This is a genomic window from Pseudanabaena minima str. Chao 2107, from assembly GCF_051131155.1.
Lineage (GTDB): Bacteria > Cyanobacteriota > Cyanobacteriia > Pseudanabaenales > Pseudanabaenaceae > Pseudanabaena > Pseudanabaena minima.
The window spans coordinates 4,003,544-4,026,376 of sequence record NZ_CP159508.1 but is presented as its reverse complement, the minus strand read 5'-3'; the positions used below and the strand labels follow the sequence as shown (position 1 = coordinate 4,026,376).

At 41.1% G+C, this 22,833-nt stretch carries 21 protein-coding genes and 2 pseudogenes; 9 read left to right on the top strand and 14 right to left on the bottom strand.

Annotation, left to right across the window (positions count from 1 at the left end):
* Positions 1 to 5 precede the first annotated feature (5 nt).
* Positions 6 to 629, bottom strand: a complete 624-nt coding sequence (locus tag ABM313_RS18330; protein WP_434688521.1) for a histidine phosphatase family protein — start codon at positions 627 to 629, stop codon at positions 6 to 8.
* A gap of 171 nt (positions 630 to 800) precedes the next feature.
* On the opposite strand from ABM313_RS18330, the gene ABM313_RS18325 reads away from it, so the two are divergent.
* Together ABM313_RS18325 and ABM313_RS18320 are read left to right on the top strand one after the other, a co-directional pair.
* A complete protein-coding gene (locus ABM313_RS18325) occupies positions 801 to 1,127 on the top strand; it encodes a hypothetical protein (RefSeq protein ID WP_434684588.1) in 327 nt (108 codons plus the stop codon).
* Positions 1,128 to 1,135: 8 nt separating this feature from the next.
* Positions 1,136 to 1,579: a type II toxin-antitoxin system YhaV family toxin gene (locus ABM313_RS18320; RefSeq protein WP_434688519.1), complete on the top strand. Its 444-nt coding sequence runs from the start codon at positions 1,136 to 1,138 to the stop codon at positions 1,577 to 1,579.
* 135 nt (positions 1,580 to 1,714) lie between these two features.
* On the opposite strand, the gene ABM313_RS18315 is transcribed toward ABM313_RS18320, so the two are convergent.
* From ABM313_RS18315 to ABM313_RS18290, 6 genes and pseudogenes are all read right to left on the bottom strand, one after another.
* A complete protein-coding gene (locus ABM313_RS18315; RefSeq protein WP_434684587.1) occupies positions 1,715 to 1,906 on the bottom strand; it encodes a hypothetical protein in 192 nt (63 codons plus the stop codon).
* Between the two features lie 138 nt (positions 1,907 to 2,044).
* Positions 2,045 to 2,302: a hypothetical protein gene (locus ABM313_RS18310; protein ID WP_434684586.1), complete on the bottom strand. Its 258-nt coding sequence runs from the start codon at positions 2,300 to 2,302 to the stop codon at positions 2,045 to 2,047.
* Between the two features lie 368 nt (positions 2,303 to 2,670).
* Positions 2,671 to 3,000 (bottom strand): annotated as a pseudogene (locus tag ABM313_RS18305) (aminotransferase class V-fold PLP-dependent enzyme); the annotation flags it as partial.
* A gap of 54 nt (positions 3,001 to 3,054) precedes the next feature.
* Positions 3,055 to 4,155 carry a DNA cytosine methyltransferase gene (locus ABM313_RS18300; protein ID WP_434684585.1) on the bottom strand — a complete coding sequence of 367 codons (1,101 nt, stop codon included), beginning with the start codon at positions 4,153 to 4,155 and terminating at the stop codon, positions 3,055 to 3,057.
* 1 nt (position 4,156) lies between these two features.
* Positions 4,157 to 6,271, bottom strand: a complete 2,115-nt coding sequence (locus tag ABM313_RS18295; protein WP_434684584.1) for an ATP-binding protein — start codon at positions 6,269 to 6,271, stop codon at positions 4,157 to 4,159.
* A gap of 230 nt (positions 6,272 to 6,501) precedes the next feature.
* The gene (locus tag ABM313_RS18290) at positions 6,502 to 8,568 is read right to left on the bottom strand and encodes a protein kinase domain-containing protein (protein ID WP_434684583.1); all 2,067 of its coding nucleotides are present in this window, start codon (positions 8,566 to 8,568) and stop codon (positions 6,502 to 6,504) included.
* Positions 8,569 to 9,016: 448 nt separating this feature from the next.
* On the opposite strand from ABM313_RS18290, the gene ABM313_RS18285 reads away from it, so the two are divergent.
* The 6 genes from ABM313_RS18285 to ABM313_RS18260 all read left to right on the top strand — a co-directional run bounded on the left by ABM313_RS18285 (position 9,017) and on the right by ABM313_RS18260 (position 13,392).
* The gene (locus ABM313_RS18285) at positions 9,017 to 9,445 is read left to right on the top strand and encodes a BlaI/MecI/CopY family transcriptional regulator (protein WP_434684582.1); all 429 of its coding nucleotides are present in this window, start codon (positions 9,017 to 9,019) and stop codon (positions 9,443 to 9,445) included.
* The gene (locus ABM313_RS18280; protein WP_434684581.1) at positions 9,363 to 10,334 is read left to right on the top strand and encodes a M56 family metallopeptidase; all 972 of its coding nucleotides are present in this window, start codon (positions 9,363 to 9,365) and stop codon (positions 10,332 to 10,334) included. The genes ABM313_RS18285 and ABM313_RS18280 overlap by 83 nt, the downstream gene beginning before the upstream one ends.
* 135 nt (positions 10,335 to 10,469) lie before the next feature.
* Positions 10,470 to 11,576, top strand: a complete 1,107-nt coding sequence (locus ABM313_RS18275; protein WP_434684580.1) for a DnaJ domain-containing protein — start codon at positions 10,470 to 10,472, stop codon at positions 11,574 to 11,576.
* 111 nt (positions 11,577 to 11,687) lie between these two features.
* Positions 11,688 to 11,888 (top strand): NAD(P)H dehydrogenase subunit NdhS, encoded by a 201-nt coding sequence (locus ABM313_RS18270; RefSeq protein WP_094536372.1) that lies wholly within the window; start codon positions 11,688 to 11,690, stop codon positions 11,886 to 11,888.
* 2 nt (positions 11,889 to 11,890) lie between these two features.
* A complete protein-coding gene (locus ABM313_RS18265) occupies positions 11,891 to 12,451 on the top strand; it encodes an OmpA family protein (protein ID WP_434684579.1) in 561 nt (186 codons plus the stop codon).
* Between the two features lie 2 nt (positions 12,452 to 12,453).
* Positions 12,454 to 13,392: a ribonuclease Z gene (locus ABM313_RS18260; protein WP_434684578.1), complete on the top strand. Its 939-nt coding sequence runs from the start codon at positions 12,454 to 12,456 to the stop codon at positions 13,390 to 13,392.
* Between the two features lie 80 nt (positions 13,393 to 13,472).
* Here the strand turns inward: ABM313_RS18260 and ABM313_RS18255 are convergent, their stop codons facing one another.
* The 6 genes and pseudogenes from ABM313_RS18255 to ABM313_RS18230 form a co-directional block, all read right to left on the bottom strand.
* On the bottom strand, positions 13,473 to 15,290 hold the full coding sequence (locus tag ABM313_RS18255) for an EAL domain-containing response regulator (RefSeq protein WP_434684577.1): 1,818 nt from the start codon (positions 15,288 to 15,290) through the stop codon (positions 13,473 to 13,475).
* 125 nt (positions 15,291 to 15,415) lie between these two features.
* A complete protein-coding gene (locus tag ABM313_RS18250; RefSeq protein WP_434684576.1) occupies positions 15,416 to 16,420 on the bottom strand; it encodes a diguanylate cyclase domain-containing protein in 1,005 nt (334 codons plus the stop codon).
* An 11-nt stretch (positions 16,421 to 16,431) separates the two neighbouring features.
* Positions 16,432 to 16,806, bottom strand: a pseudogene (locus ABM313_RS18245) (response regulator); the annotation flags it as partial.
* Positions 16,807 to 16,972: 166 nt separating this feature from the next.
* The gene (locus ABM313_RS18240) at positions 16,973 to 17,908 is read right to left on the bottom strand and encodes an IS110 family transposase (protein ID WP_434684175.1); all 936 of its coding nucleotides are present in this window, start codon (positions 17,906 to 17,908) and stop codon (positions 16,973 to 16,975) included.
* 212 nt (positions 17,909 to 18,120) lie between these two features.
* A complete protein-coding gene (locus tag ABM313_RS18235; protein ID WP_434684575.1) occupies positions 18,121 to 20,757 on the bottom strand; it encodes an ATP-binding protein in 2,637 nt (878 codons plus the stop codon).
* 44 nt (positions 20,758 to 20,801) lie between these two features.
* Positions 20,802 to 21,029, bottom strand: coding sequence for a hypothetical protein (locus tag ABM313_RS18230; RefSeq protein ID WP_434684574.1), 228 nt, complete (start codon positions 21,027 to 21,029; stop codon positions 20,802 to 20,804).
* Between the two features lie 164 nt (positions 21,030 to 21,193).
* On the opposite strand from ABM313_RS18230, the gene ABM313_RS18225 reads away from it, so the two are divergent.
* A complete protein-coding gene (locus ABM313_RS18225) occupies positions 21,194 to 21,997 on the top strand; it encodes an IS5 family transposase (protein ID WP_434684573.1) in 804 nt (267 codons plus the stop codon).
* Here the strand turns inward: ABM313_RS18225 and ABM313_RS18220 are convergent.
* A complete protein-coding gene (locus ABM313_RS18220) occupies positions 21,929 to 22,699 on the bottom strand; it encodes an ABC transporter substrate-binding protein (protein ID WP_434684572.1) in 771 nt (256 codons plus the stop codon). The two genes, ABM313_RS18225 and ABM313_RS18220, sit on opposite strands and share 69 nt — an antisense overlap.
* Positions 22,700 to 22,833: the final 134 nt, after the last annotated feature.

Genomic DNA, 22,833 nt, shown 5'->3' with positions numbered 1-22,833 from the left:
TTTTTCTACATTCTATTGTTTGAAACTGCTCCCCATGAGGTGCAGTATAGTCCATCAGATCGAAGCTCAGCAACTGCATAGGCAGTATGGGGAAAGCCTTGTTGACGCGCAAAGGTGAAGCTAATATTTTTGAAAATGCTCGGCAACATAGCTAGATATAAGCCTCCATGAGCGACTAGAGCGATATTCTGATCTGAGGATCTTCCACTTTCTACTAATCTTTCAATAAAGGGATTAAACCTTGCTTTGATTTCGCGAAAGCTTTCTCCATTCGGCATCTTACTATCAAATTTCTGATGGATAAACCAGTCATCTTGAACTTGACGGTGCAGATCCCATCCAATTTGGTCAGTCGTACCTTCGTAGATACCTACGCTCCATTCTTGTAATGCTGGGGTAATTTCAATGGGTGTTTGTAAGTGGTCAGATAAAATTTGGGCAGTCTGTAAAGCTCTCAATAGAGGACTAGAATAAATTTGGGTAATCTGCAACCCAGATAATTGATTTGCTAACGACTTCGCTTGTTTGATTCCATTCTCAGTTAGAGGATGTTTATAGCCAGTATTAGAAAATTCATGGAGAATGTTAGCAATACTCTCGCCATGCCGAACAAAATAGAGTTTTAGCATCACACTTTTTATTTGCTGAAGCCTTGCATAGTCTACCAAAACTAAACATCAAGAGCGATCGCACCAATAATCTCTACAAAGGGCGGCTATATCAATCCTCATAATAAGCTTCCAATTATGGGGAAAACTGCTAAGATAATATTGCCGTTATTACAATTCGTACTAACATATATGCGTTCCAAGACCTACTCACTCGCTCCTGCGAAAATTGGCAATTCTTCGGGCTTTAGGCTGCCTGTATCTTTTTATCGCGATCATCCTCGATTTGCTAATGCGACTGGATGGGTAGAGGTTCTTGCTGATGATACGCTTTTGATTAAGCTGGAACCAGTGGAGATGGAGGCAGAAGATGATGAAGAAAATAACGATTTAATGCTTAGTTTGTTTTTGGACTTTATCACTAAGGATGCTCTCAAAAATAGCGATCGCCTTGAAGCTTATACGGAAGCGATGGCTCAAGATGATGATGAACTCCTTGAAGGGGTTGAAATTGATTGATGAGTGCAATTATTCGCAATGGTTGGGAAATTTACTTCCATCGAAATTTTTTTGGTGAGCAAAGACGGCAACTAAAGGAACAAGTCAGGCAACTAAAAGCGAATCTACCGCCTGAAGAGTTTGTTAAACATCCTACGGTTAAGTTGCTTGCTGCTGTGATGGTGGGGATTAAGGAAAAGATAGTTCTCGATCCGTTTGCTCCTCAATTTGCTCTCAAGGGTGCGCTAAAGCATTACGGAAGATTGAAGGGGATGGGATTAAGCGATTGCCATCGGCTCTTTTTTCGTGCTTTTGAGGCAGGAGGTCGGAAGGTGTTAATTTTGCTTTGGTTGGGATTTCCACGGAAGGAAGGTGATAAAAATGATTGTTATGCAGTTTTTTCGCGGATGGTTCATAATGGCGATTTTCCTGAAACGTTAGACCAATTACTTTCAGAAGCTGATGTTATTTAATCGCTCAGTTTGTATTTAACTACCCAAGTACGGAAGAGTTCGACTGCGATCGCACTAATCATCTCTCCAAAAGGCGATCACTATTTAGATTTTGAAGATATGAGGCGTTGTTTGTTGCCAAATCCCCTTTTAATTTTAATGGGTGGCTTGGGAAGTTTTGAAAATACTTATTTGTTGCTGCAACGCATCTAGATTTATTTCTTCACCTCTTTCAATAGTTGTTATCCACTGAGAATCGTCAGCTTCTAGGGGGAGACGTTGAATTGCTTTGCCTTCAGCCGAATAGGGGTTAAGTTTTGCTAGTGATGAATTTGTGGTGGTTTTCATATTCATAGCATTGTTGCGCTGTACGAGTATTCTATCAGAGCATTAAATAGCGATCGCCCTAATCATCTCTAAAAATATCAATGAGGCTCTCAATCGGGTTCCATTATTTGTTGAAGGAATTTTGTAAAATATGCGCTGTCATACACCGATCTCAATTTTTCCTGTTTCAGAAATAAATTTAACTGGTAGTCCTTCTTGAAGTTCTCCTTCTTTCCATTCATAGGGCTCATAGTTGTCTAAACTTGATAAGTTGCTCTCTAGCCAGTCAGTATCTTCTTGAGTGCGTGATTTTTCAGTTTGACACACCAGATAGTTTAAAAAGCTAAGAACTTCTCGCAGCTTATCATCGGGGATAATTTCTAAGCGTTGTACTATCTCGCTTTTAATTGTGTTCATACTACTTTTCTCGATTCACGCTCTAGTTAGTTTTAGTTTAGCAAACCATAGCAGGAAAGGCGATCGCCTATTTACTGATACATAACCAGAGATAGCCTTTTGTCATCATCAAGCGTGATCGCTAATAGAACCTTGTAGACAAAAACAATCGCCTCAAACATCAAAAGTTTAGCAAGACAGAAACAGATCGCCTTTTGCTACATCTTGTCAGCACTGAGGGCATCGCGTACAAAAACATCAATATATTAGGCTCACCTTCATTCCTTGAGAACGCCATAATTCTGATTTCTCTTTGGTATCTGTAATGATTGTCAGTTTATCTAGAAGTTTTAGCACTGATAAGTCCGTTACTTGCGTGTTTCTCAAATCCAAGTATAGGCAACTAGATTAATCGCTTCACTAGCATTACGGGTATAATTAACTTCCTGAGATGACTGAGCATTAATAAATTTGGCAATCTTTTCTCGCGCTCCTTCATATGTATCAGTGGCTCTTGCACTAAGAGTATGAGCGCCACGATGAACATTAGCATTGTCATGCTCATAATAATATTTCCGAGCATTGATTACTGCTTTAGGCTTCTGTGAACTTGCAGCATTGTCAAAATAAATGAGGGGCTTGCCGTTGACCTCTTGATTCAAAATTTCAAAATCTGCTCTGCCCCTTTCTGCTAAGGTCTTTTCGTAGGTTAATGTCATGAGGCTTAGATGGTTGCTGTCGTAACTGCTATCAGCACTTTAACAGTTCAAACATCAAAAAACATGGGTCGATGTCTCGCCCAAATTAGAATAATTCTTCTCAAGCGCAAAAAAGCACTGCTCAGCAATAACTTTAGCAAAATCGCAGGGTAGTGCATTACCAACTATCTCGCAAGCATGATCCATGTAGGGGGTATCAATAATGTAATCAATAGGAAAAGTCTGAATGAGAGCAGCTTCACGCACAGATATAGTTCGATCTTCATCAGGATGTCCAAACCTTCCTTTGCTGACAGTAGTGCAACCACCAGTAATAGTTCCCGAAACTTCTTCCCAAGACATCCGACCATATACACCTTGAAAACCATCTAAATTTCTCTGATGACAAGGGGGGCGTAATTCCATAGGTATCTCAAATCGACTTTCACCTGCTTTTGCTGCCTGTAGCCTAGCTAAAGTTTGGGGAGATAAATCCCGTACCACATTCCATTTAAACATGCGTGGATCTCCCATTTTTTTGACTTCTGAAAGTAAATGAGGTTTAACTGTGCCAGAGATAGCATCTCGTAGAGTCTTCCAAGGTTTAAGCCCATTCTTTCCATCCTGAGCATGAGTGGGCTGTGGTAAATCTATAGAAAAGCCTTTTCCTGCAAGTAAAACAAGTCTTCGTCTACTTTGGGGTACTCCATAGTCAGCGACTTGAAGTATGCCCCAGTTGACAATATATCCACCATCTTTAAGCGTTTGGAGTAACTCATCAAATAACGGTTTCCCTTTGTTAGATAGCCCTGGAACATTTTCCATCATGACTATGCGAGGGTTAATATCAATAACCAACCTACTCATTTCTTTAATTAACTGATTACGTGAATCTTCACGCTTATATTTAGCAGTGAGGCTAGAAAATCCCTGACATGGAGGACATCCAGAAAGTAAGTCTATTCTCCCAGTAGGCGAACATTCTAGTAAGCTTTTCCCACTAATAGTTCTTATATCTTGTAGAAAAGCTTTAACTTCTGGATGATTTGCTTTGTAAGTTGCAAAAGCGTGAGGTTCTAGCTCAACAGCAGATACCACTTGGAACCCTGCGCTCTTAAGTCCAACAGTTAACCCTCCTCCTCCAGCAAATATATCAACGGCAGTAGGTCGTTGCATCTTATTCAACTTCTCCAGCAGCATCTTGTTTTTGTCTTTGGGCTTCATTCAAAAAATCCTGATGCATTTTTCGGGTGCGTAGTAAAAAATTTGCCCAATTCATGTATGTTAGCTTCCCTTCTTTTGTGAAGTAGTCAAAAGATCTTTTATTGTTGCCAGTTAACTTTTTGTAATCGCATACAAGAGTAATATGATAATCAGTGAAAACCTTCTTGAATTCTGAGTTTGCGGGCGTATTAAGAAACCCTTCCATCAAATCGGCGTACTTCTCAAGTCGTATCATCTCACTGTCATCAAACTCATGTTTTGGTCTCTTTATCTCTATAATTTGAATGACATTGTCATGACTAGCAAGAACAAAATCTGTTCTCTTGTTGGGATCGCTAAAGTTCTCAAGTTCAATATTGTCTCCAGTCTCCTCTCTGTAGTATTTCTGAAATTCTTTTTTTAAAGTTGAGAATGATTGATTAGAAGTAAGTGGAGACCACTGCGGATCGATAAGCCAAGGAGCCTCTGTGATCAAACTTTGGAATACAGCTTCAAGTGTATCAGCATTATCTTTAAGAGTTTCAACCTTATTTATTACTTTTACTCTATCATCTGCAATTCTGCCAAAAGAAGACAACTCAGCTAACCTAGCCACTTTAAGGATTTCAGTAATTACACTCACAGATGTTCCTTCAACCTCACCAGCTTCTCTTAGTGCCTTGTCTAGAGTTACATGAGGTGCAAACATTAAACTTAGCTGAACAATATCTTCCGTTCGCTCAGGAGATTCTGCTTCTTCCATCCTCATTTTCTTACCTATCAATTCAGCGAATTCAATAGCCTGTTCACGAATTACTTTTTGATTATCTCGCGGAAAAGCTTGATCAATTTTCTCTTCGATATTTGACGTTTCTTTAAAAACATCCCAAGTTTTTTTCTTTAGAGGATCACGTGACATATTACCTATTTTTTTAAGTAAGCCAAGACCCCATTTCTCAAATTCTTGCCCTAGATCGTGAGACCATAAGATGTCACGTCTATCAGTTTGAATAAGATCCTCTTCTTCGTCTAGCCAATCTGCATTTAGTTCTCCAATAAGATAAGAACGAATACTTAACTCACCCGAAAAGCTTGCTCCCCTGTTAAAAACAGTAGTCTGACCAGCTATTTTTCCTCTGCAATAAATACGAATTCCTTCTGATAAATCATCCTTGTGAGGCTTTTTAGAGTATGCAGCCCAGCCAGTAATACTATAAAATTTTCCTTCGTATTCAAATCCAGCTTTCAAGTCTGGGAAAATATTCCCATCTGATGAAACCGCATTTCCATCAGCATTAAAGCAGATTTCTGTATTTTCCATCTTATCTATATCAAACGAACCAAGCTTTCTGGAGTAATTTGGATCGCTATCAGTTTTCGTTGAATCTATTAGAGTTACTTCCCAGTCTGGTAAAGCTATACTTCTGCCAAAACGATGGGATAGCTGATGAACGAGAACTTCGATATCTGGAACTTTTCTCTGAATAAATTTTGACAACTTCAGTGAAGTCCCTGTTTTCTCTCTAATAGTTCCATCCAATATGCCGATCTCTGGACGATAATCCTCGTCATGATCTTGCAGAATTGCAGAAGCATCAAGAGTAAGATGAGCGGTCAAGTACCCTTCAACTTCTTGACCTTCTTTGTTTTTTCCAGTAGTTTTTTCTCCCCCTGAAGTCAAAATCTCAATTTTTTGGCAAATACCAAAGGGTGCCAATTTACCTACTCCTTTGCGCCCCATAACCTTTCTATTAAACTTGCGAGATAAGTCACCGCGCTCGTCATTACGTCTTTCTGATCCAATACGGAGATAAAATTTATTAATTTCTTCTGGAGTCATCCCAATTCCATTATCTTCGACCTCGATTTCATAACCACAGTCAACTAGCTCATTACCTTGTTTAGTTGCAAGATATAAATTCATTGGGGCTTTAATTTTTACCTCAGTTGCATCAGCATCAAAGCTATTAGAAACTAATTCTGCGATCACTGCTGCTACCCGATCATATAGTTTAACTCCCAGTTTATCTACAGTTAGTCGTGAAATTTTCATTACGTAGTTATTTTGTAATGGGGCATTTAGTACCATATTTTTCTCCAACTTTCTACTCATTGATTTTAGCAGCATCTTTATATATATAGATATATGAATTTTAAGTCAGCAATTAATTACCTCTTAGACTCCAATTTTTGAGGACAATAAATATATTCTTTCTCCCCCTTCTCTTATGGAAAAAAGATTTATAGCATGACGATGTGTCAAGTATATTTATATATTTATTAACGCCATAGTTTTTTGGCTTTACTGAAGTTGTATATTTAATTCGCCAACGTCCAAACTTTTACTTTGCCATCAAGACTGCCACTGATCAACATTTTTTGATCAGTACTAAATCCAACCGATGACACACCACGCTCATGCTCTGACAAAACTTGAGGCGATCGCTTGTTTTTTAAAAACCAAATCCGAATAGTCTTATCAGCACTGCCACTAGCTAGCATACGCCCGTCACTACTGAAGGCAAGCGTATGTACTTCTCCATTATGTCCTGTGAGAACTTCCTTTAACTGTCCCGTCACTCCATCCCATAAACGGATAGTATTATCTTCCATTGCACTAGCAAGATTTTTACCATCATTACTATAGACAATTGAGCGCACCGCACTGCCATTTTCCACTAAGGTTTTGAGGACTTTTCCTGTCTCCACATTCCATAAGCGAATTGCCCCATCTTTGCTGCCGCTTGCTAAGACTTTACTATCAGGCGTAAATGAAACATCATAAACCCAAGATTTTTCAGAGATTGTGCTGATGGGCTTACCAGTTTCTGCATTCCATAAACGAATAGTGCGATCGCCACCAGAACTAGCGATTATCTTCCCATCAGGACTGAAGATGGCAGTATATATCCGTTCTTGATGTCCTTCTAACGTATAGAGAACTTTCCCTGTGGCTACTTCCCAAACAATCACTTTGCGATCGTCACTGCCACTAACTAAACGCTTACCATCGGGACTAAAGTTCACATCATAGACCCTTCCTGTATGTCCTTTAAGAGTCCGCAATCTTTTATTGGTTTGTAAGTCCCATAGCTCAATTGTTCGCTCTGAGTTTGCCCCTGCTAAGATTTTACTATCAGGACTAATCGTAACCCCATAAATTGCATCCTTTGCGCCATCGATTGTAAATTCTCTGACTGAGGATGAACCTATATTCGATGAATTAGTCGAATTAGTTGGAGATTCTGATAGCCCTGCTTTTTCTAAAGACTCGTTAGGACTGCTGTTAGAATTTGTTGGTCTAGAATAGCCAAACATGAGAACTAGAGCCGTGATTATGATCGCGCCTAGAGTAATGATTCCTAAGCCCAAGTGCCAAGGTTGAAAATATTCCCAAATACCTGATTTAGATACTTCTTGCTTCTGGGCTGAGTGGCGATCGCGCACAGTCACATTGTTAGCATAGCTTCTGTGACTTCTGGCTTGAGATACCTCTTCACTGAGCAGTACCGTTGGCAAACTGTGATTGACCTGAGAACTTGGATAGCGATCGATAAATTCTTTGATCTCCTCATAGGCTACTTCCGCACTAGGATAACGTTGCCGAAAATCAAACTTGACCATTCGTGTAAGAATATCCGCAAATTCGGGATAGACTTTTGGAGCCGATGCACGCCACACTATTTCTAAGTTCTCATCCTTCATCAGTTGACTGGGTGGGATACCTGTCAGTGCTTGGACACCAAGCATTCCGATCGCATAAATGTCACTCGCAAATTTAGGTTCGCCATGCGCCTGCTCGCTGGGCATATATCCTGGAGTCCCAATTCCCACCGTATAGCCATCATTATCTGATTGTCCCTCCAATATTGCTGTGGGTGTAACGATTTGCTTCACCACACCAAAATCAATTAAAAAAAGCTGTCCATCACGACGACGAATGATATTTTCAGGCTTAATGTCACGATGAATTACATTGTTGCGATGGACAAAACTGAGGACAGTTAAAAGATTTTGTAATAAATCTGCAACTACAAACTGTTCCCAAATCTTGCCTCGCGGTAGTTCATGACTCAGATCTTTGCCATCAATATATTCTTGAACTAAGTAAAATTCTGATAATTCTTCAAAGTGAGCAAATAGTTGGGGGATTTGGGGATGAGTTCCGAGTCGATAGAGAACTTGAGCTTCAGTTTCAAATAGTCGTCGTGATAGTTGCAGGACACTCTTTTCTTTGATGTGCGGACTTAGTCTTTTAATGACTCTGATTGGGCGATCGGGCAGGTGTAAGTCCCGTGAAAGATAGGTTTCACCAAATCCACCGCCACCCAAACGTGTCGTAACTTCGTAATGCCCACCGACTATTTGCCCAGTTGTAAGACTCATAACCTATTTCTTAAACTATTTCTGTGGATGTCTTGGACTTAATTACTGCTGTTACGTGGATGGAATTCCTACAATCATCTAAGTCTAGGGCTGGTACGGGGGCGCAGCCCCTACAAAATCTAAATTATTAGGGGGCAATCCCTCCGTGGTTGCCCTATCATGCTAGCAACAAGAGATTCATCATCTAAGTTCAACGTAACATCAGTTAATTACAATCTTGCCATACAAGTTATAGCTGTCGCTATTCTTAGTCCAAATAGAGTGAGGCGGTGCTTTGCACCGCCTCACTCTATGGCTGTCACCAGTCTTACGGCTCTTTGCGCTCAAATCTTTAGAATTTAGGAGGTGGTGCGAAGCACCGCCTCCTAAATTCTAAAGGTTTACTAAGCACAGCTTTGCGCTAGCTTAAAGCAGTATAGTGATAGCTAAAGTGCAAGTTTAAGACGCTATGACCCCTTTACCGAAATATCGCCCTAAACAACTATCTTTAGGACGTTTAGAGTCAGAAATCCTCAATATTATTTGGGATAATACAAGGCTAGGTGCAACAGATATTCACGATCGCATCTTGGCTGATCCCGATCGCGAGCTAGCCTATGGCTCAGTGATGACGGTACTGCGCCGACTAGAGCAGAAGGGCTGGATTCATTGTGAAAAAGAGGGGCGAGCGCTTTATTGGCAAGCACTAATTTCCCGTGAAGAGGCACAAGCACTGGAAGCCTATCACCAACTCAATCGCTTTTTAGAAGTGGGTGATGCAGATATTGTTGCTGCTTTTGCCAATGATCTTGATCATGCCAGTATGGACAAGCTTGAAGCGATCGCTGTCCGTCTTAAAAACATCCGTCAATCGAGAGAACAATCACAAGAAGGTTAAGCCCATGCCCTTTTTCTCTATACATTTTGTGATGCTGTTTGGCTCTCTCTGCCTTGCATGGGGGCTGCGCTATGGTTGGCAAAATAGCAATGATGTTACTTACCCTGCAAGTTGGCAGATGCGTTGGCAGAAAGCGCTAGTATGCTTTGTGCTGCCGCCATTACTAGTCGTGATGACCGCGATCGCTGTGCTATGTATGGGAGCCGAAGGTCAAATGATCGGCTTGCAAGCAGGACGACTCAGCTATGCGATCGCCTTAATATTTTTGATTTACAGCATGGTTCGGAGTGGGCAACTTGCTTGGAGTGGCTGGCAATCTTTACAAAAACTGCAAGAGATGGTTACCGATTTTGAGGATGCTAACTCGGTTAATCAACCGATCCGCTTGCTAAATATGCCGATGCTATTTGCCGCTCAAATTGGGTTTTGGCGATCGCAACTTTTTGTGAGCCAAGGTTTACTGGATACCCTTGATGCCGATCATCTGGAAGCAGTTTTATGGCATGAACGCGCCCATGCCCACTACCGCGATACATTCTGGTTTTTCTGGCTTGGTTGCTTACGTCAAGTGATGCCTTGGTTGCCAAATACACAAGCTTTATGGGAAGAGTTGCTACTGTTGCGAGAACTTCGCGCCGATCGCTGGGCGGCTCAATATACAGATGGTTTATTAATCGCTGAGTCATTACTTGCCATGGTTAGCAGCAATATGCACTCAACCCCAACTTTTGCCGCCGCTTTTGGGGCGACGAATACAGACAATCGCCTAGAAGAACGGGTGAGTTTTTTACTTGCCGAGCCTGAACCATTACCACAATTTTCTTGGCGATCACTCTTTTGGATTGGCTTTTCCCTGTTACCGCTTACTGTATTGCCATTGCATTATTAAATTTACTGTTAAATCAAAAAGTAGAGAGGGCATGAAAGGCTCTCTCTACTTTTTGGTTTTATTGGTATAAGTATTAAATAAATCTCGATAAATCAAGTCGCCATCATCATCTGACCATGAGCAGAGCGAGTAAACATGAATCAGCCCAAGCCCCAGTTTATCCGCGTTGATCGAGGCATTAGTCAGTTCAATCATGACTACTACGCCGCACTGGGCTTGCCAATCATTAGCAGTCCTGTTTACATTCGCCATGTCTATTTGAGTATTGCTCGCATACTCCATCCTGATGTTTATGGCTTTTCGGGCGAAGAAAAGGAAATTGCTACACAATATCTAGCAAAACTGGTTAATCCAGCCTATAACGTTCTGATGAGGGAGGAAGAGCGTAAAGCTTATCAGGGCATCTTTAAGTTGCTTGCTAAACGGTTAATGCAAAAATCGCGCAATGTCCCGATTCATTCGGCGATCGCCTGTGAGTTAATGATGGCTCCCAATGATGGTCTTTACGAGCGCTCAGTTTCCAAGATCGCGCAAGTACAGTATCAATCAATCAAAACTATTCTGGAATATACCGCCCAAATCAGTGAACTAAATCTGGTTTATATTCTCTATAAAGAAGGCTATTACTATGGTGCAGACAATATGCCACCAGTGCTGATGCCCATGTCACCCATCAAAAACCCCAGGCCTTATTCACCGCCCTATCCTACTTCAGCCCCCAAAACTAGTTATCCCCAGGCTCCTCAATACACAAGTTATCAGCCGCCTATTAATCGTAAAGCTGACCCCGACGAAACGATAATTCAAACCAGAATTGAGGAGCGTGATACTAGCGCAATCGGCGATCGCCTGAAAATCTGTGAAATCTATATTAGTCAAGGTGATTGGAAATCAGCGATCAAGGACTTACGTGAGATCTTGCAACTTGATAAGAACAATAGTAAGTGTCACGCCATGCTGGGTGTGGTGTATAAAAATATCAATCAACCACAAATGGCAAAAGTTAGCTTGCAGCGAGCGCTTCAGATTAATCCTCAAGAGCCATTAGCACTCAAGCATATTAAAGAGCTGAATAATCCCAATCCTAGCCAAACTAATACTAAAGACAATAGTAAAAGTGAACCGAAGCCCAATCCTCCAAGTACCCAAAAAACAACGCTTCCACCACCACAAAAACGCGGCTGGCTGTCTAACCTGCTCGGATGGACTTCATCGGATGATCGTGATGACTCACGTAAATAGAGATGAGTTGATGGGTAGTCGCGATCGCAACAATACACAGAGCGTCGGCAAAAGATATAGAATGAACCTAGTTAAAACCATAGTAAGGAGTTTTGAGAGAGTATGCAGCCAATCATTTTTCCAGGTTCTGCGGTGCGGGTTATCAATGAAGGTGATACCTATTACGGGTTTCAGGGACAAGTGCAACGGGTAACCGATGGTCGTGTTGCCGTGATTTTTGGTGGTGGAAACTGGGAAAAGATCGTTTCGTTTCGTGCTACTGAGTTAGAACTGATTGATACAACTGTTAGCTCTAAAGCGAAGAAGAAATAATTGTGTCAAATTTACCGACTCCAGATAAGTCAATAGGTAAATCTTCGGGCAAACCCTCTGGTGATTTTAATCAGGTGGGTAGCTTTGCTGCGAAATTGATCGTTCGTAGCTTGGTTCTGGGTGTGAGTGCGATCGCAGGTACGAGCATTGGCTTAGTGATCGCACTCACGCGACCAGATTTAGTATGGCAACCCTCCTTTAACTTTTTAAATTATAAAAAACAGCAATTTACCCTTTCTTCTGATGCGTTGTTTGATGTGGACAAGTCAAGTATTCGTCCAGAAAGTTTTCGGTTACTTGATGAAGTTGCAGCTCAATTGCCATTAGCAACGGGCAAGAGAGTCAGGATTAATGGTCATATGGATTTGAGTAGTGCAGGGGATGAGCTAACTCTTTCATATTTACGAGCTACAGCAGTTAAGGACTATTTGGCAAGACTACGCGGCGAACAGAACTATTATTGGATGGTGGTTGGCTATGGTGCTAGTCGTCCTTTGGCTAGTAGTGCTGCTGATAGCAATGGCAAAAGTAACCGCCGCATCGAGATTTTTGTAGATGACTAGATATGCAAATCACCTTTCTTGGTACTAGTTCGGGTGTGCCTACACGTGGGCGCAATGTCTCTAGTGTGGCAGTGCGTTTACCTCAGCGTGCCGAAGTTTGGCTGCTCGATTGTGGTGAGGCAACTCAACACCAGTTACTGCGAAGTGATGTAAAAATTAGCCAAATTACCAAGATCTTTGTCACGCATATGCATGGTGATCATATTTTTGGTTTACCAGGGTTGCTGGCTAGTTGTGGCATGGCAGGGAATGTCAGCCATATTGATATTTATGGACCATCAGGCTTAGGTGACTACCTTGATGCTTGTTTGCGCTATAGCGAGACACGCCTCTCCTATTCGATCAAAGTGCATAAGGTGAAGACGGGACTAGTTTGCGAAGATTCAGAATTTTATATGATGGCGGCTCCGCTCAAACATAAGGTGACAGCTCATGGTTATCGTTTGGTGGAACGCGATCGCGCTGGTAAGTTTGATGTCGATAAGGCGATCTCCATGAATATTCCCCCAGGTCCAGTTTTTGGAGAACTGAAGCAAGGTAAAACAGTGACGCTTCCCGATGGGCGTAAAATAGATGGCAAGGAATTTTGTGGCGCTCCCCAGATCGGGCGGAAGATTGCCTACTGTACGGATACAATTTTTTGCGATAGTTCAGTGGAATTAGCTCAAAATGCAGATGTCCTAATCCATGAGACAACGTTTGCTCATCAAGATTCTGATATGGCTTTTCAGCGGTTGCATTCTACTAGTACGATGGCGGCTCAAGTAGCGCTATTGGCGAATGTAAAGCAATTAATCATGACTCATTTCAGTCCACGCTATTCCCCTGGTAATCCCATTCTTTTAGAAGATTTAGTTAATGAAGCGAGAATGATTTTTGCGAATACGATTCCTGCCTATGACTTCATGACTTACGAAATCGCTCCTTCTCATCTTGCTTAGTACTGATGTGAGTTGATGTAAGGATTAGTAGAGTGGACTTTATTCATCTTACCAATAGGCAACAACTATTAGACCATAAATTAGATCATAAATTTTGCTTCAATTTCTTTCACGGGTAAAGGCTTGGAGAATAAATAACCTTGACCAAATTCGCATTTTAAGTCCCTCAAAATTTGTAGCTGCTCTAGTGTCTCAATACCTTCAGCGACAACAGCTAATCCTAGTTGATTGCTCAAAGCGATTATGGTACGCACGATTTGGCAATTACTGCTTCCTTCTTGCATTTGATTGATAAAGGAGCGGTCAATTTTCAAGTAATCCACGGGTAAACGATGGATATAATTTAGCGATGAATATCCAGTGCCAAAATCATCAATACTCACTTGGATATTTCTGGCTTTAATTTGAGTGAGTAGATCGATTGTTTTTTCAATATCAGCAATTAAAATACTTTCAGTAATTTCTAAAGAGATCGATCTTCCATCTAGCCCTGTCTCAGCCAATATGCGATCTATATCTGTTAATAGGTTGGGATTGCGAATATTCTGTACCGATAGATTGATGCTCATTTTTAGGGCAGGAGAACTCGTATATTTTGCCTGCCATTGGGCGAGTTGCTTACAAGCTTCGTAAAACATCCAACTATCAAGAGCGACAATTGCTCCAGTTTCTTCAGCAATCGTCACAAAATCTACTGGAGAAACCAAGCCGATTGTTGGATGTTGCCAACGAACTAAGGCTTCAAAACCAATTAAACGATCGCCATTAAGAATATCCATAATTGGCTGATAATAAACTATAAACTCTTGGCGATTGATCTCATTACGTAAATCTGTTTCTAGAGTCAGTCGCTTAATCGCCTGATTATGCATGTTGGTATCAAAAATCTTGTAGGAATTGCTTCCCTGTGCCTTCGCTTTGTACATAGCGAGATCGGAATCACGGAGCAGATCGGCAGCTTGATGATAATTTTTATTTCCTAAGACAATGCCTATACTGACATTAATAAAAATTTCTCCACCATTCAAAATTAATGGTAATTGAAAAGCCTTTAAAATCTGTTCTGTAATCTTAATTACTTCATCAATATTAGAGATATATTCTAACAAAATGACAAACTCATCACCACCAAATCGAGCTACTAAATAAACATCCTCCAAATGAGCTTTTAATTTCTCAGCAATACTAATTAGCAGTTGATCGCCAATGATATGCCCCAAACTATCATTGACGACTTTAAATTGATCTAAATCTAGAAACAAAATTGCGTAATTATAGGAATCTAATTGTTGCGATCGCTTAATCGATTGATCGATCCGATCTAATAGAAACCTACGATTGGGTAAATCGGTAAGGGGATCGTGCAGCGCATTATGGGTAATCAAATCTGACGCAACTTTCAAGGCAGCAGTTCGGGCATATACTTGCTTTTCTAATTCAATATTACGATTTTCTAATAGCTCTCTCTTTTCTGCTTCTAAAACTGACTGGCGCTCAAGGGATATTTGCAAAGCATCATATTGTTGTTTCAGACTGAGCATTGATTGCATTCTAGCCCGCAGTTCAAGAGCATGAACAGGCTTGCTAATAAAGTCAACGGCTCCTGCATTTAAGCATTTAGCAAGATCTTCTTTGGCGGTTAAGGCTGTGACCATAATGATGGGAATCGGTCTATATTTGGGAATAGCTTTGATCCGTTCGCAGACTTCGATACCATCCATATCGGGCATCATCACATCTAGTAAAATCAAATCTATTTCTATGATTTCTAAGGATTTGAGCGCTTCCTGTCCACTAGAGGCATAATTTAACTCATAGTCATATTCATTCAAGAATGCCTCTATAACATCAAAGTTACGCGGCTCATCATCAACTATTAGAATGGATGGATTCGACATGGATTACGAGATTGTTATGGATTACGAGATGATTATTGGACTAAAACTTGTTTGATTGTATTTCCTAGTTGATTGAGTTTGACGAGTTTAGCTAACTATTCAATGATAAATATCAACGATAAATATCATGGAATTCCTACCACATATCGATCGCGACCTTGCTCCTTAGCTCCATAAAGTGCCTTGTCAGACAGGGCAACTAGATGTTCTGGTGATTTATCCGAAGTAGGAATCAAGCCAGCAATGCCCATGCTAATCGTGATAATTTCACTGACTTGAGAATCTTTGTGAGGAATATTTAGGTTGCGGATCGCCTGTTGGATGGACTCAGCAATTAAGATCGCCCCATCTATATTTGTATTGGGCAACAGTACTACAAATTCTTCTCCTCCATAGCGAGCAAATAGATCGTCAGGGCGTTTGATTTGTTTGGCAGCAGTTTGGGCAACTCGGATCAAGCAGTCATCGCCAGAGAGATGCCCGTAGAAGTCGTTATAACATTTGAAATAATCAATGTCGATCAAAATAATGGAAAGACATGTTTGATCTCTCATTACCCGTCGCCATTCTTTCTGTAGGCGATCGTCAAAACAACGGCGATTAAATACCTGAGTTAAGCCATCGGTGTTGGCTCGAAGATGGGCTTCTTCGGTTTGTCGCTCTAGTTCGGCATTACGATTTTCTAATAACTCTCTCTTTTCTGCTTCTAAGACTAACAGGCGATCGAGGGATACTTGCAAAGCATCATATTGTTGTTTCAGCCTCAACATTGATTGTACTCTAGCCCGTAGTTCAAGATCATTAACAGGTTTGCTAATAAAATCATCAGCCCCTGCGTTTAAGCATTTAGCAAGATCTGCTTTGGCGGTTAGAGCCGTGACCATAATGATAGGAATTGGTCTGTATTTGGGAATGGCTTTGATGCGTTCGCAAACTTCGATACCATCCATATCAGGCATCATCACATCTAGTAAAATCAAATCTATTTCTTCTAAGATTTCTAAAGATTCGAGTGCTTCCTGTCCACTAGAAGCATAATTTAATTCATAGTCATATTCATTCAAGAATGCCTCAATAACATCAAAGTTACGCGACTCATCATCAACAATTAAAATAGATCGGTTATTCATTGATTTTTAGATTATTGCTTTTGGGCTAAAATTTGTTTGATTGTCGTGGCTAGGTGATTGAGTTTGATGGGTTTAGTTAAATATTCATTTGCCCCAGATTCTATACATCGCTCGCGATCGCCTGTCATTGCTAAAGCAGTTAAGGCAATAATGGGAATGTTCGCTAATTCAGGAATATTATTACCACGAATGATTTTGATAGCCTCTAGCCCGTCAATGTTTGGCATTTGAATATCCATTAAAATTAAATCAGGTCGCTTTGATGTTGCAATATCGATCGCCTCTCGACCATCTTCGGCAAATAGTAGTTGATAGCCTTTGGCTTTAAGATATCTAGAGATTGTCAGCTTATTGGCTTGATTATCTTCCGCGAGTAATATTGTGGGCAGATCCTCAGAAATACCATAGTCAGGACTTGGTTCTAAAGGATTTGTAGCGATTGTCTTGAAAGTCAAGAGGAAAGGAGAAAAAATCTAAATTCCAAATATGCACGACAAAATTACGGTAATGTGTATCCGTTTTTGTCCTTGATTAGATTGTACAAGCATTCAACTAAGTAGGAGCTTGCCAAGTTTTGTTATCGCGGATCATGGCATTGAGAATAACCAGAAGTTTTCGCATACAGGCAACTAAGGCAACCTTTTTCAGCTTTCCATTTGCTAGCAGACGTTCATAAAAATCATGAATTACTGGGTTATGTCGAATCGCCACTAAAGTTGCCATGTACAAGCCACAGCGAATCGATGTGCGACCTCCCTGAATCATCCGCTTGCCTTTGTGTTTACCACTATCGTGATTGATCGGAGCAACACCAACTAAGCGAGCAATCTGTTTGTCAGAGAGTTTTCCTAGTTCAGGTAATTCTGCCAAACAAAGCGCTGATGTGACCTTGCCAATGCCTTTGGCAGAACACAAAATCTCCCGTTTCCTTTGCCAATCACTTTGCTGTTGCGCCAGAGTCTGAATTTGCTCGTCAAGGGATTCAATCCGTTTCTGGATCTGTTCGCTATGATCGCGGATATCAGATTCAACAGTGTTGGAAGCACGGCAGAGACGATTTTTCTCTGCTATCTGCATCTCCACTAACTGCTGACGACGACGCACGAGATCGCTCAATTGTTGAGACTGAGCATCGACCATTGCTTGAGGTTGAGGTTGTACAGCTTGAGCAAAACGAGCAATCACTTCAGCATCAAGTTTGTCTGTCTTCGCTTTTCCCAAAGCAGTGGCAAAGCCTTTAACTTTGCGTGGATTGGCGATCGCTACTGGAATCATCGCAGTTTGCAAGCCACTGACCAGTGTTCGTTCTAATCCGCCTGTTGATTCAACTACCACCAAACTCGGTGAAATTGGTTGTAATTGTTTGATTAGGGTTTGCACTCCGATTTCGGTATTGGGCTGTTGCAAGATTAGACCTTGCGGTAACACGTAGACATCTAGAGCATCTTTACAGACATCTATTCCTATCCATATTTTTTCTATGTTCATTGGTTATACTGGGGCTGAGTTATTGTGTCCCTTTGATAACTCGTCCTTGCGAATGCGAGGTTATTCCTCCAGCGATTGTTCGAGCTTGTATCATTGGGATAAAAGCGTGGCTCCGATGGCTACTAAACGGTGTCAAGCACCTTGGTGGAACTGGTTCGCCACGCTCTTTTCTAAAATATCAGGCTCCCTTGCTACAAATCGGTATTTTCTACCTAGGGTGCGTCGGGTTGCCTTGTTCTCAAGATACAAGGTTGATCGGTAAATATAGGCGATGAAACTGCTCTGTTTTCGCAGGGAAGTGCGATCGTAAAACAACTACCTTTACCCACCTCACTGGTTACGCTTACAGTGCCGTTATGCATCTCTGCAATGCTCTTAGCTAACACCAGTCCCAGTCCAGTACCTGAGTTTTGACGATTGAGAGCGCCGTCAATTTGGATAAAGGGTTGAAATAATTTTTGCAGATTTTCAGGTGAGATGCCAATCCCTGTATCAGTTATGGCAAATCTAATTTCGCTCGTAATTTGCTGGTGATCGAGAGGGAATGAAGGGGGGCGCATTGCGCCCCCCTTCATTCGAGCGCTATCCTTAATTTTTGCGGGATTTTGGTGGAGACTAACTGTCAATGTCACCCGCCCTCTTTCGGGAGTAAACTTAATTGCATTACTAAGCAGATTAATCAGAGCTTGGCGGATACGTCTCTCATCGATGAATATATCTGGTAAATTAGGTGCGATTTTTAATTCAAGATGAATGCGTTTGCGTAATGCTTGCTGCTTCACAAAGGGCAAACTCGATTGACATAGTTCATTGATCGATGTTTGTGAACAGACAATTTCTACTTGCCCAGAAACGATTTTGGCAACATCAAGAATGTCATTAATCAATTCCAATAGATGTTTACCGCTACTGGTAATTATTTCTATCGATTCTTTCTGCTCTTGATTGATTGTGCCAAATATCTGCTCTTGTAGAGCTTCAGACATTCCTAAGATTGCATTGAGGGGAGTTCGTAATTCATGACTCATGTTGGCGAGAAATTCGTCTTTAAGCCTTGTAGCACGCTCTAGTTCTTTGTTAGAGATAGCAAGTTGCTGGTTACTTTCTGTTAGTCGTGATTCGGCTTGTTGTCTTTCCGTTAATTCTTTTTGAATTTGTTCAAATAGATTTGCTTGTTGAATGGCGATCGCTAATTGATTGGCAATTTGTTGGACAAACTCAATTTCTGATTGTTGCCAAGCTCGCGGCTCATGGCATTGATGGATACAGAGCAGTCCCCATAGCTCTTCGCCATTTAGTAATGGCACAACCAGATTTGCCCGAATTTGAAAGCTTTCTAAGAGTTTGCGATAACATCCCTTGATATCTGCCTGATAAATATCATCTAAAGATTGGATTCGCCCCTTTTGGTAGTAGATGGTATGTTGTTCGCCAAAGCAATGTTCATTGATGGAAATCGTCACAATTGAGTTAACTCCTGCGACTAAGGATTCAGATACAAATTCGCCTTGGGTATTATTAGATTTAGGATCGAATTTCAGCACGCCTACGCGATCGGCATTGAGAAACTGTCTAACTTCTTTAGTAGCAGTGTTAAAGATCGTGAATAGATCTAGGGATTGGCGAATTCTTTGGGTTATTTCCCTGAGTAATCTTTCTCTTTCCGCTTGTTGTTGAATTAGTTTTTCGGCTTTGCGGCGATCGGTAATATTCCGAAAATACCAAATTCTGCCATAGCAAAAATCTCCCGCTAAGGACTTCACACTGGTTGAATAACAATCAAAAATATGTCCATCCTTCAGCACTACTTCATCAACGCTGCTGCTCTGGGGATTTTCGTATAGGTATTCGATTTTATCGCCAAATACTTCGGGTTCGACTAGATTGCTCAATACCCATTGCATAAATTGGCGATCGTCCCCTGTTTCAATAATATTGACAGGGATTTGCCAGAGGTCACAAATACGCTGATTGTAAGAGACGATATTGCGATTTTCATCAACAATGGAAATCCCATCAATGGAGGCTTCAAGCTGGGCTTGTAACACGGCATTTTGACGAAGCAAGATATTGGCATTATCTTGAATTTTGTCCGCCATGCGATCAAAGGCAACCGAGATTTGCAATAATTCATCCGAGCCTGTGAGTCCTGCGCGTTCGTCTAGTTTTCCTTCTGCGAGGCTATTGCTCACCGCCACTAAACGCGAGACTCGCCTTGTGAGTGTGATTTCAAAAAAGAACCAAATTCCTATGCAGAAGATTGTTAAACCGCCACTAAAAAATAGCGATCGCCTTAATGCATCATTAAACGCAATCTGTTTGGTACGGGTTAAATCATATTCAAAAAATAGAACTCCCACCCGTGAAGACTGAAGCTCATTGGGCTGCACTGGCAAAATGATCGGATACATCGCAATTAATTTCGAGCGATCCGCCGATATCACCACATCTCCCGATAATTTTTTGCGTACCTCCCCAAACTTTTCGACATAAGCCGCACCGCTTGTTTTGGTAATTGGTTCGTTTCTTAATTCATAACGATTAGAAAGACGCACAACATCGCGATCGTTAATCAACAATACCAAATTAAGATTGGGATCGCTGCCAAGCTGGCTAATAATCGTAATTTCAGCATCTTCAATATCTGCCCTACGATACAAATAATCTAAGATTCTTGATGTCTGTCCTGCGGAAATTTGGACATAATTTTGGGCGTTAACTTCTGTCTTTTGATAAGCCTCATTAATTTCTTGATTAAAAGAAGTTAAACCCAACAGTCCCCCACAAAAAATTAAGATTGTAGGGATAGAAATTCTTAAAGAGATCGGAAAACTTGACAATCCTTTCATGGGGAAATGTTGGTAAATATAGAACTTAAATTTAGAACTTAAATTTAGAACTTGGCATTCTTGATAAAACGATCATCTAGAATGCTAGTAGGATCGATGGTTTTGGGGAGTAATTTGTTGTCAACCATAATCTTTACTAGTTTAGTCATACCTTTGATCAGCGATAGATCGCTTTTATCAAGTAGCTTTTGATTTTCTTGTAAATTCGGTTGGCTGAGTCCTTTAAAGTCATCGAGGATTTGTTCGGGGGGGACTTTAGTTCGTTTAGCCATCCTTACTGCGGCATCTTGAGGATTTTTTTCAAAATAATCTAAGGCACGAAATCGACCATTTACTAAGGCTTGAGAGCGTGTTTGAGAAGTTTTCGGGGGTAAAAAAGGTATAAAAAAGCTCCCAAAGGTATAGCCTGTCAATATAGAAAAACAAAGACAGACCTATGGAAGCAACAAAGAAATCATACCCCACAGACTTAACTGATAGTCAGTGGGAAATGGTAAAAGACTTGATACCCGCCGCAGGAACAGGAGGCAGAAAGAGAACCGTAGATATTAGAGCAGTACTCAATGGTATTTTCTACATTAACGCCGCAGGCTGTGCATGGCGAATGCTGCCCCATGACTTTCCCGTATGGCAAACTGTCTATCATTACTTTCGACATTGGCGAATTACCAACACATGGCAAGAGATAAATGCTAAATTGCAACAATGGTATCGAGTCAGTGAAGGAAGAGAAGCAACGCCCAGTGCGGGTTGTATTGACAGCCAATCAACCAAAATCGCTAGTCGATTAGCATCACCTGAAGCAGTTGGTATTGATGGTAACAAGCTGGTCAATGGGAGAAAACGACATATTTTGGTGGACACATTGGGTTTGCTATTGATGGTGGTAGTTAGTGCGGCGAATCTCGATGATGCAAGGGCAGTTATGCTTTTAGAAAAAATCAACCAAATTCGTGACCATTTTCCCCGTCTGTCAACGATTTGGGTGGATCGTGGCTATAGGGGGCAAGCTTTCATTATGGCTATTCTGCATACTTTTTACTGGTGTTTACAAGTGGTTGTTCCTGCTGCTGGGCAAAAGGGGTTTGTCGTCCAACAGAAGCGTTGGGTGGTTGAGCGTACTTTTGCTTGGTTTTCTCGGTTTCGACGCTTGAACAGAGAATACGAACTTTTACCTGAAACTTCTGAGGCTTTTTTCTATGTCGGCATGATTCATATCCTCCTTAAACGCCTCGCTTAACTTCTCAAACACTCTCTGAATTGTTTCGGGAGAGTTGGCGATCGCCTCCGTACTGACCGCCAAGGTGTCAACAATTTCCCCAGGAATCTGACTGCTATCAAATAGTAATTTTGCTCCAGCCGCTAACAGCTTGCTTCTTGCAGGTCCAAAAGTAACCACAGCATCTACTTTCCCCTCTTTGTAAGCACGTTCATGTTCTGTCAATTCCAAAGACACAATCTGAATATCTTTGGCAGTCATGTCATTTTTTTCTAATGCACGGGCAATGAAGAAAGCACCAAGTGCGGATGATTCCACGCCCACACGCTTACCTTTGAGAGCTTTCATATCCGCAAATTCTGGCTTACCTAAAATCACATCACCGCCATTGGATACATCCATAATCGCGATAATCCGAATATTTTCTTGGGTAGCACCGAGGACTAAAGCTTGATCGATTGATAGTCCTGCCCCTTCAATTTCTTTGTTGCGATAAGCGCGGACTTCTTCAGTGCCTGAAGGATAATCAACTAAACGGATCGGTTGGTCGTTATAGTAGCCCAAGTCCCGCGCCAGATATAAAGTCTCATATCCCGTCCAAAGATTTGAACCAATGCGTAAAGGTATGTTTGTTTTGGGAGTGCAATTAGTCAAGGTGATCGCTACAATCACCGCCAACAGGCTCAGCATTGCATATTTTAGATTATAAGTAATTTCACTCACAAATTTATTGCAGTTTTGTCTAAGCCATTTATAAAATATAAAAAGAACTGATTTCATCTGATTTTTGTATGTAATCTTTTAGGTTTTTTCTGCTTTTTCTAACTATTTCGAGCCAAAAAATAGACTCTATGCCG

Coding starts and splice junctions, on each gene's coding strand:
- ABM313_RS18330 (WP_434688521.1), bottom strand. CDS start 629: ATGCTAAAACTCTATTTTGTTCGGCATGGCGAGAGTATTGCTAACATT.
- ABM313_RS18325 (WP_434684588.1), top strand. CDS start 801: ATGCGTTCCAAGACCTACTCACTCGCTCCTGCGAAAATTGGCAATTCT.
- ABM313_RS18315 (WP_434684587.1), bottom strand. CDS start 1,906: ATGAAAACCACCACAAATTCATCACTAGCAAAACTTAACCCCTATTCG.
- ABM313_RS18310 (WP_434684586.1), bottom strand. CDS start 2,302: ATGAACACAATTAAAAGCGAGATAGTACAACGCTTAGAAATTATCCCC.
- ABM313_RS18300 (WP_434684585.1), bottom strand. CDS start 4,155: ATGCAACGACCTACTGCCGTTGATATATTTGCTGGAGGAGGAGGGTTA.
- ABM313_RS18295 (WP_434684584.1), bottom strand. CDS start 6,271: ATGGTACTAAATGCCCCATTACAAAATAACTACGTAATGAAAATTTCA.
- ABM313_RS18290 (WP_434684583.1), bottom strand. CDS start 8,568: ATGAGTCTTACAACTGGGCAAATAGTCGGTGGGCATTACGAAGTTACG.
- ABM313_RS18285 (WP_434684582.1), top strand. CDS start 9,017: ATGACCCCTTTACCGAAATATCGCCCTAAACAACTATCTTTAGGACGT.
- ABM313_RS18280 (WP_434684581.1), top strand. CDS start 9,363: ATGCCAGTATGGACAAGCTTGAAGCGATCGCTGTCCGTCTTAAAAACA.
- ABM313_RS18275 (WP_434684580.1), top strand. CDS start 10,470: ATGAATCAGCCCAAGCCCCAGTTTATCCGCGTTGATCGAGGCATTAGT.
- ABM313_RS18260 (WP_434684578.1), top strand. CDS start 12,454: ATGCAAATCACCTTTCTTGGTACTAGTTCGGGTGTGCCTACACGTGGG.
- ABM313_RS18255 (WP_434684577.1), bottom strand. CDS start 15,290: ATGTCGAATCCATCCATTCTAATAGTTGATGATGAGCCGCGTAACTTT.
- ABM313_RS18250 (WP_434684576.1), bottom strand. CDS start 16,420: ATGAATAACCGATCTATTTTAATTGTTGATGATGAGTCGCGTAACTTT.
- ABM313_RS18240 (WP_434684175.1), bottom strand. CDS start 17,908: ATGAACATAGAAAAAATATGGATAGGAATAGATGTCTGTAAAGATGCT.
- ABM313_RS18235 (WP_434684575.1), bottom strand. CDS start 20,757: ATGAAAGGATTGTCAAGTTTTCCGATCTCTTTAAGAATTTCTATCCCT.
- ABM313_RS18230 (WP_434684574.1), bottom strand. CDS start 21,029: ATGGCTAAACGAACTAAAGTCCCCCCCGAACAAATCCTCGATGACTTT.
- ABM313_RS18225 (WP_434684573.1), top strand. CDS start 21,194: ATGGAAGCAACAAAGAAATCATACCCCACAGACTTAACTGATAGTCAG.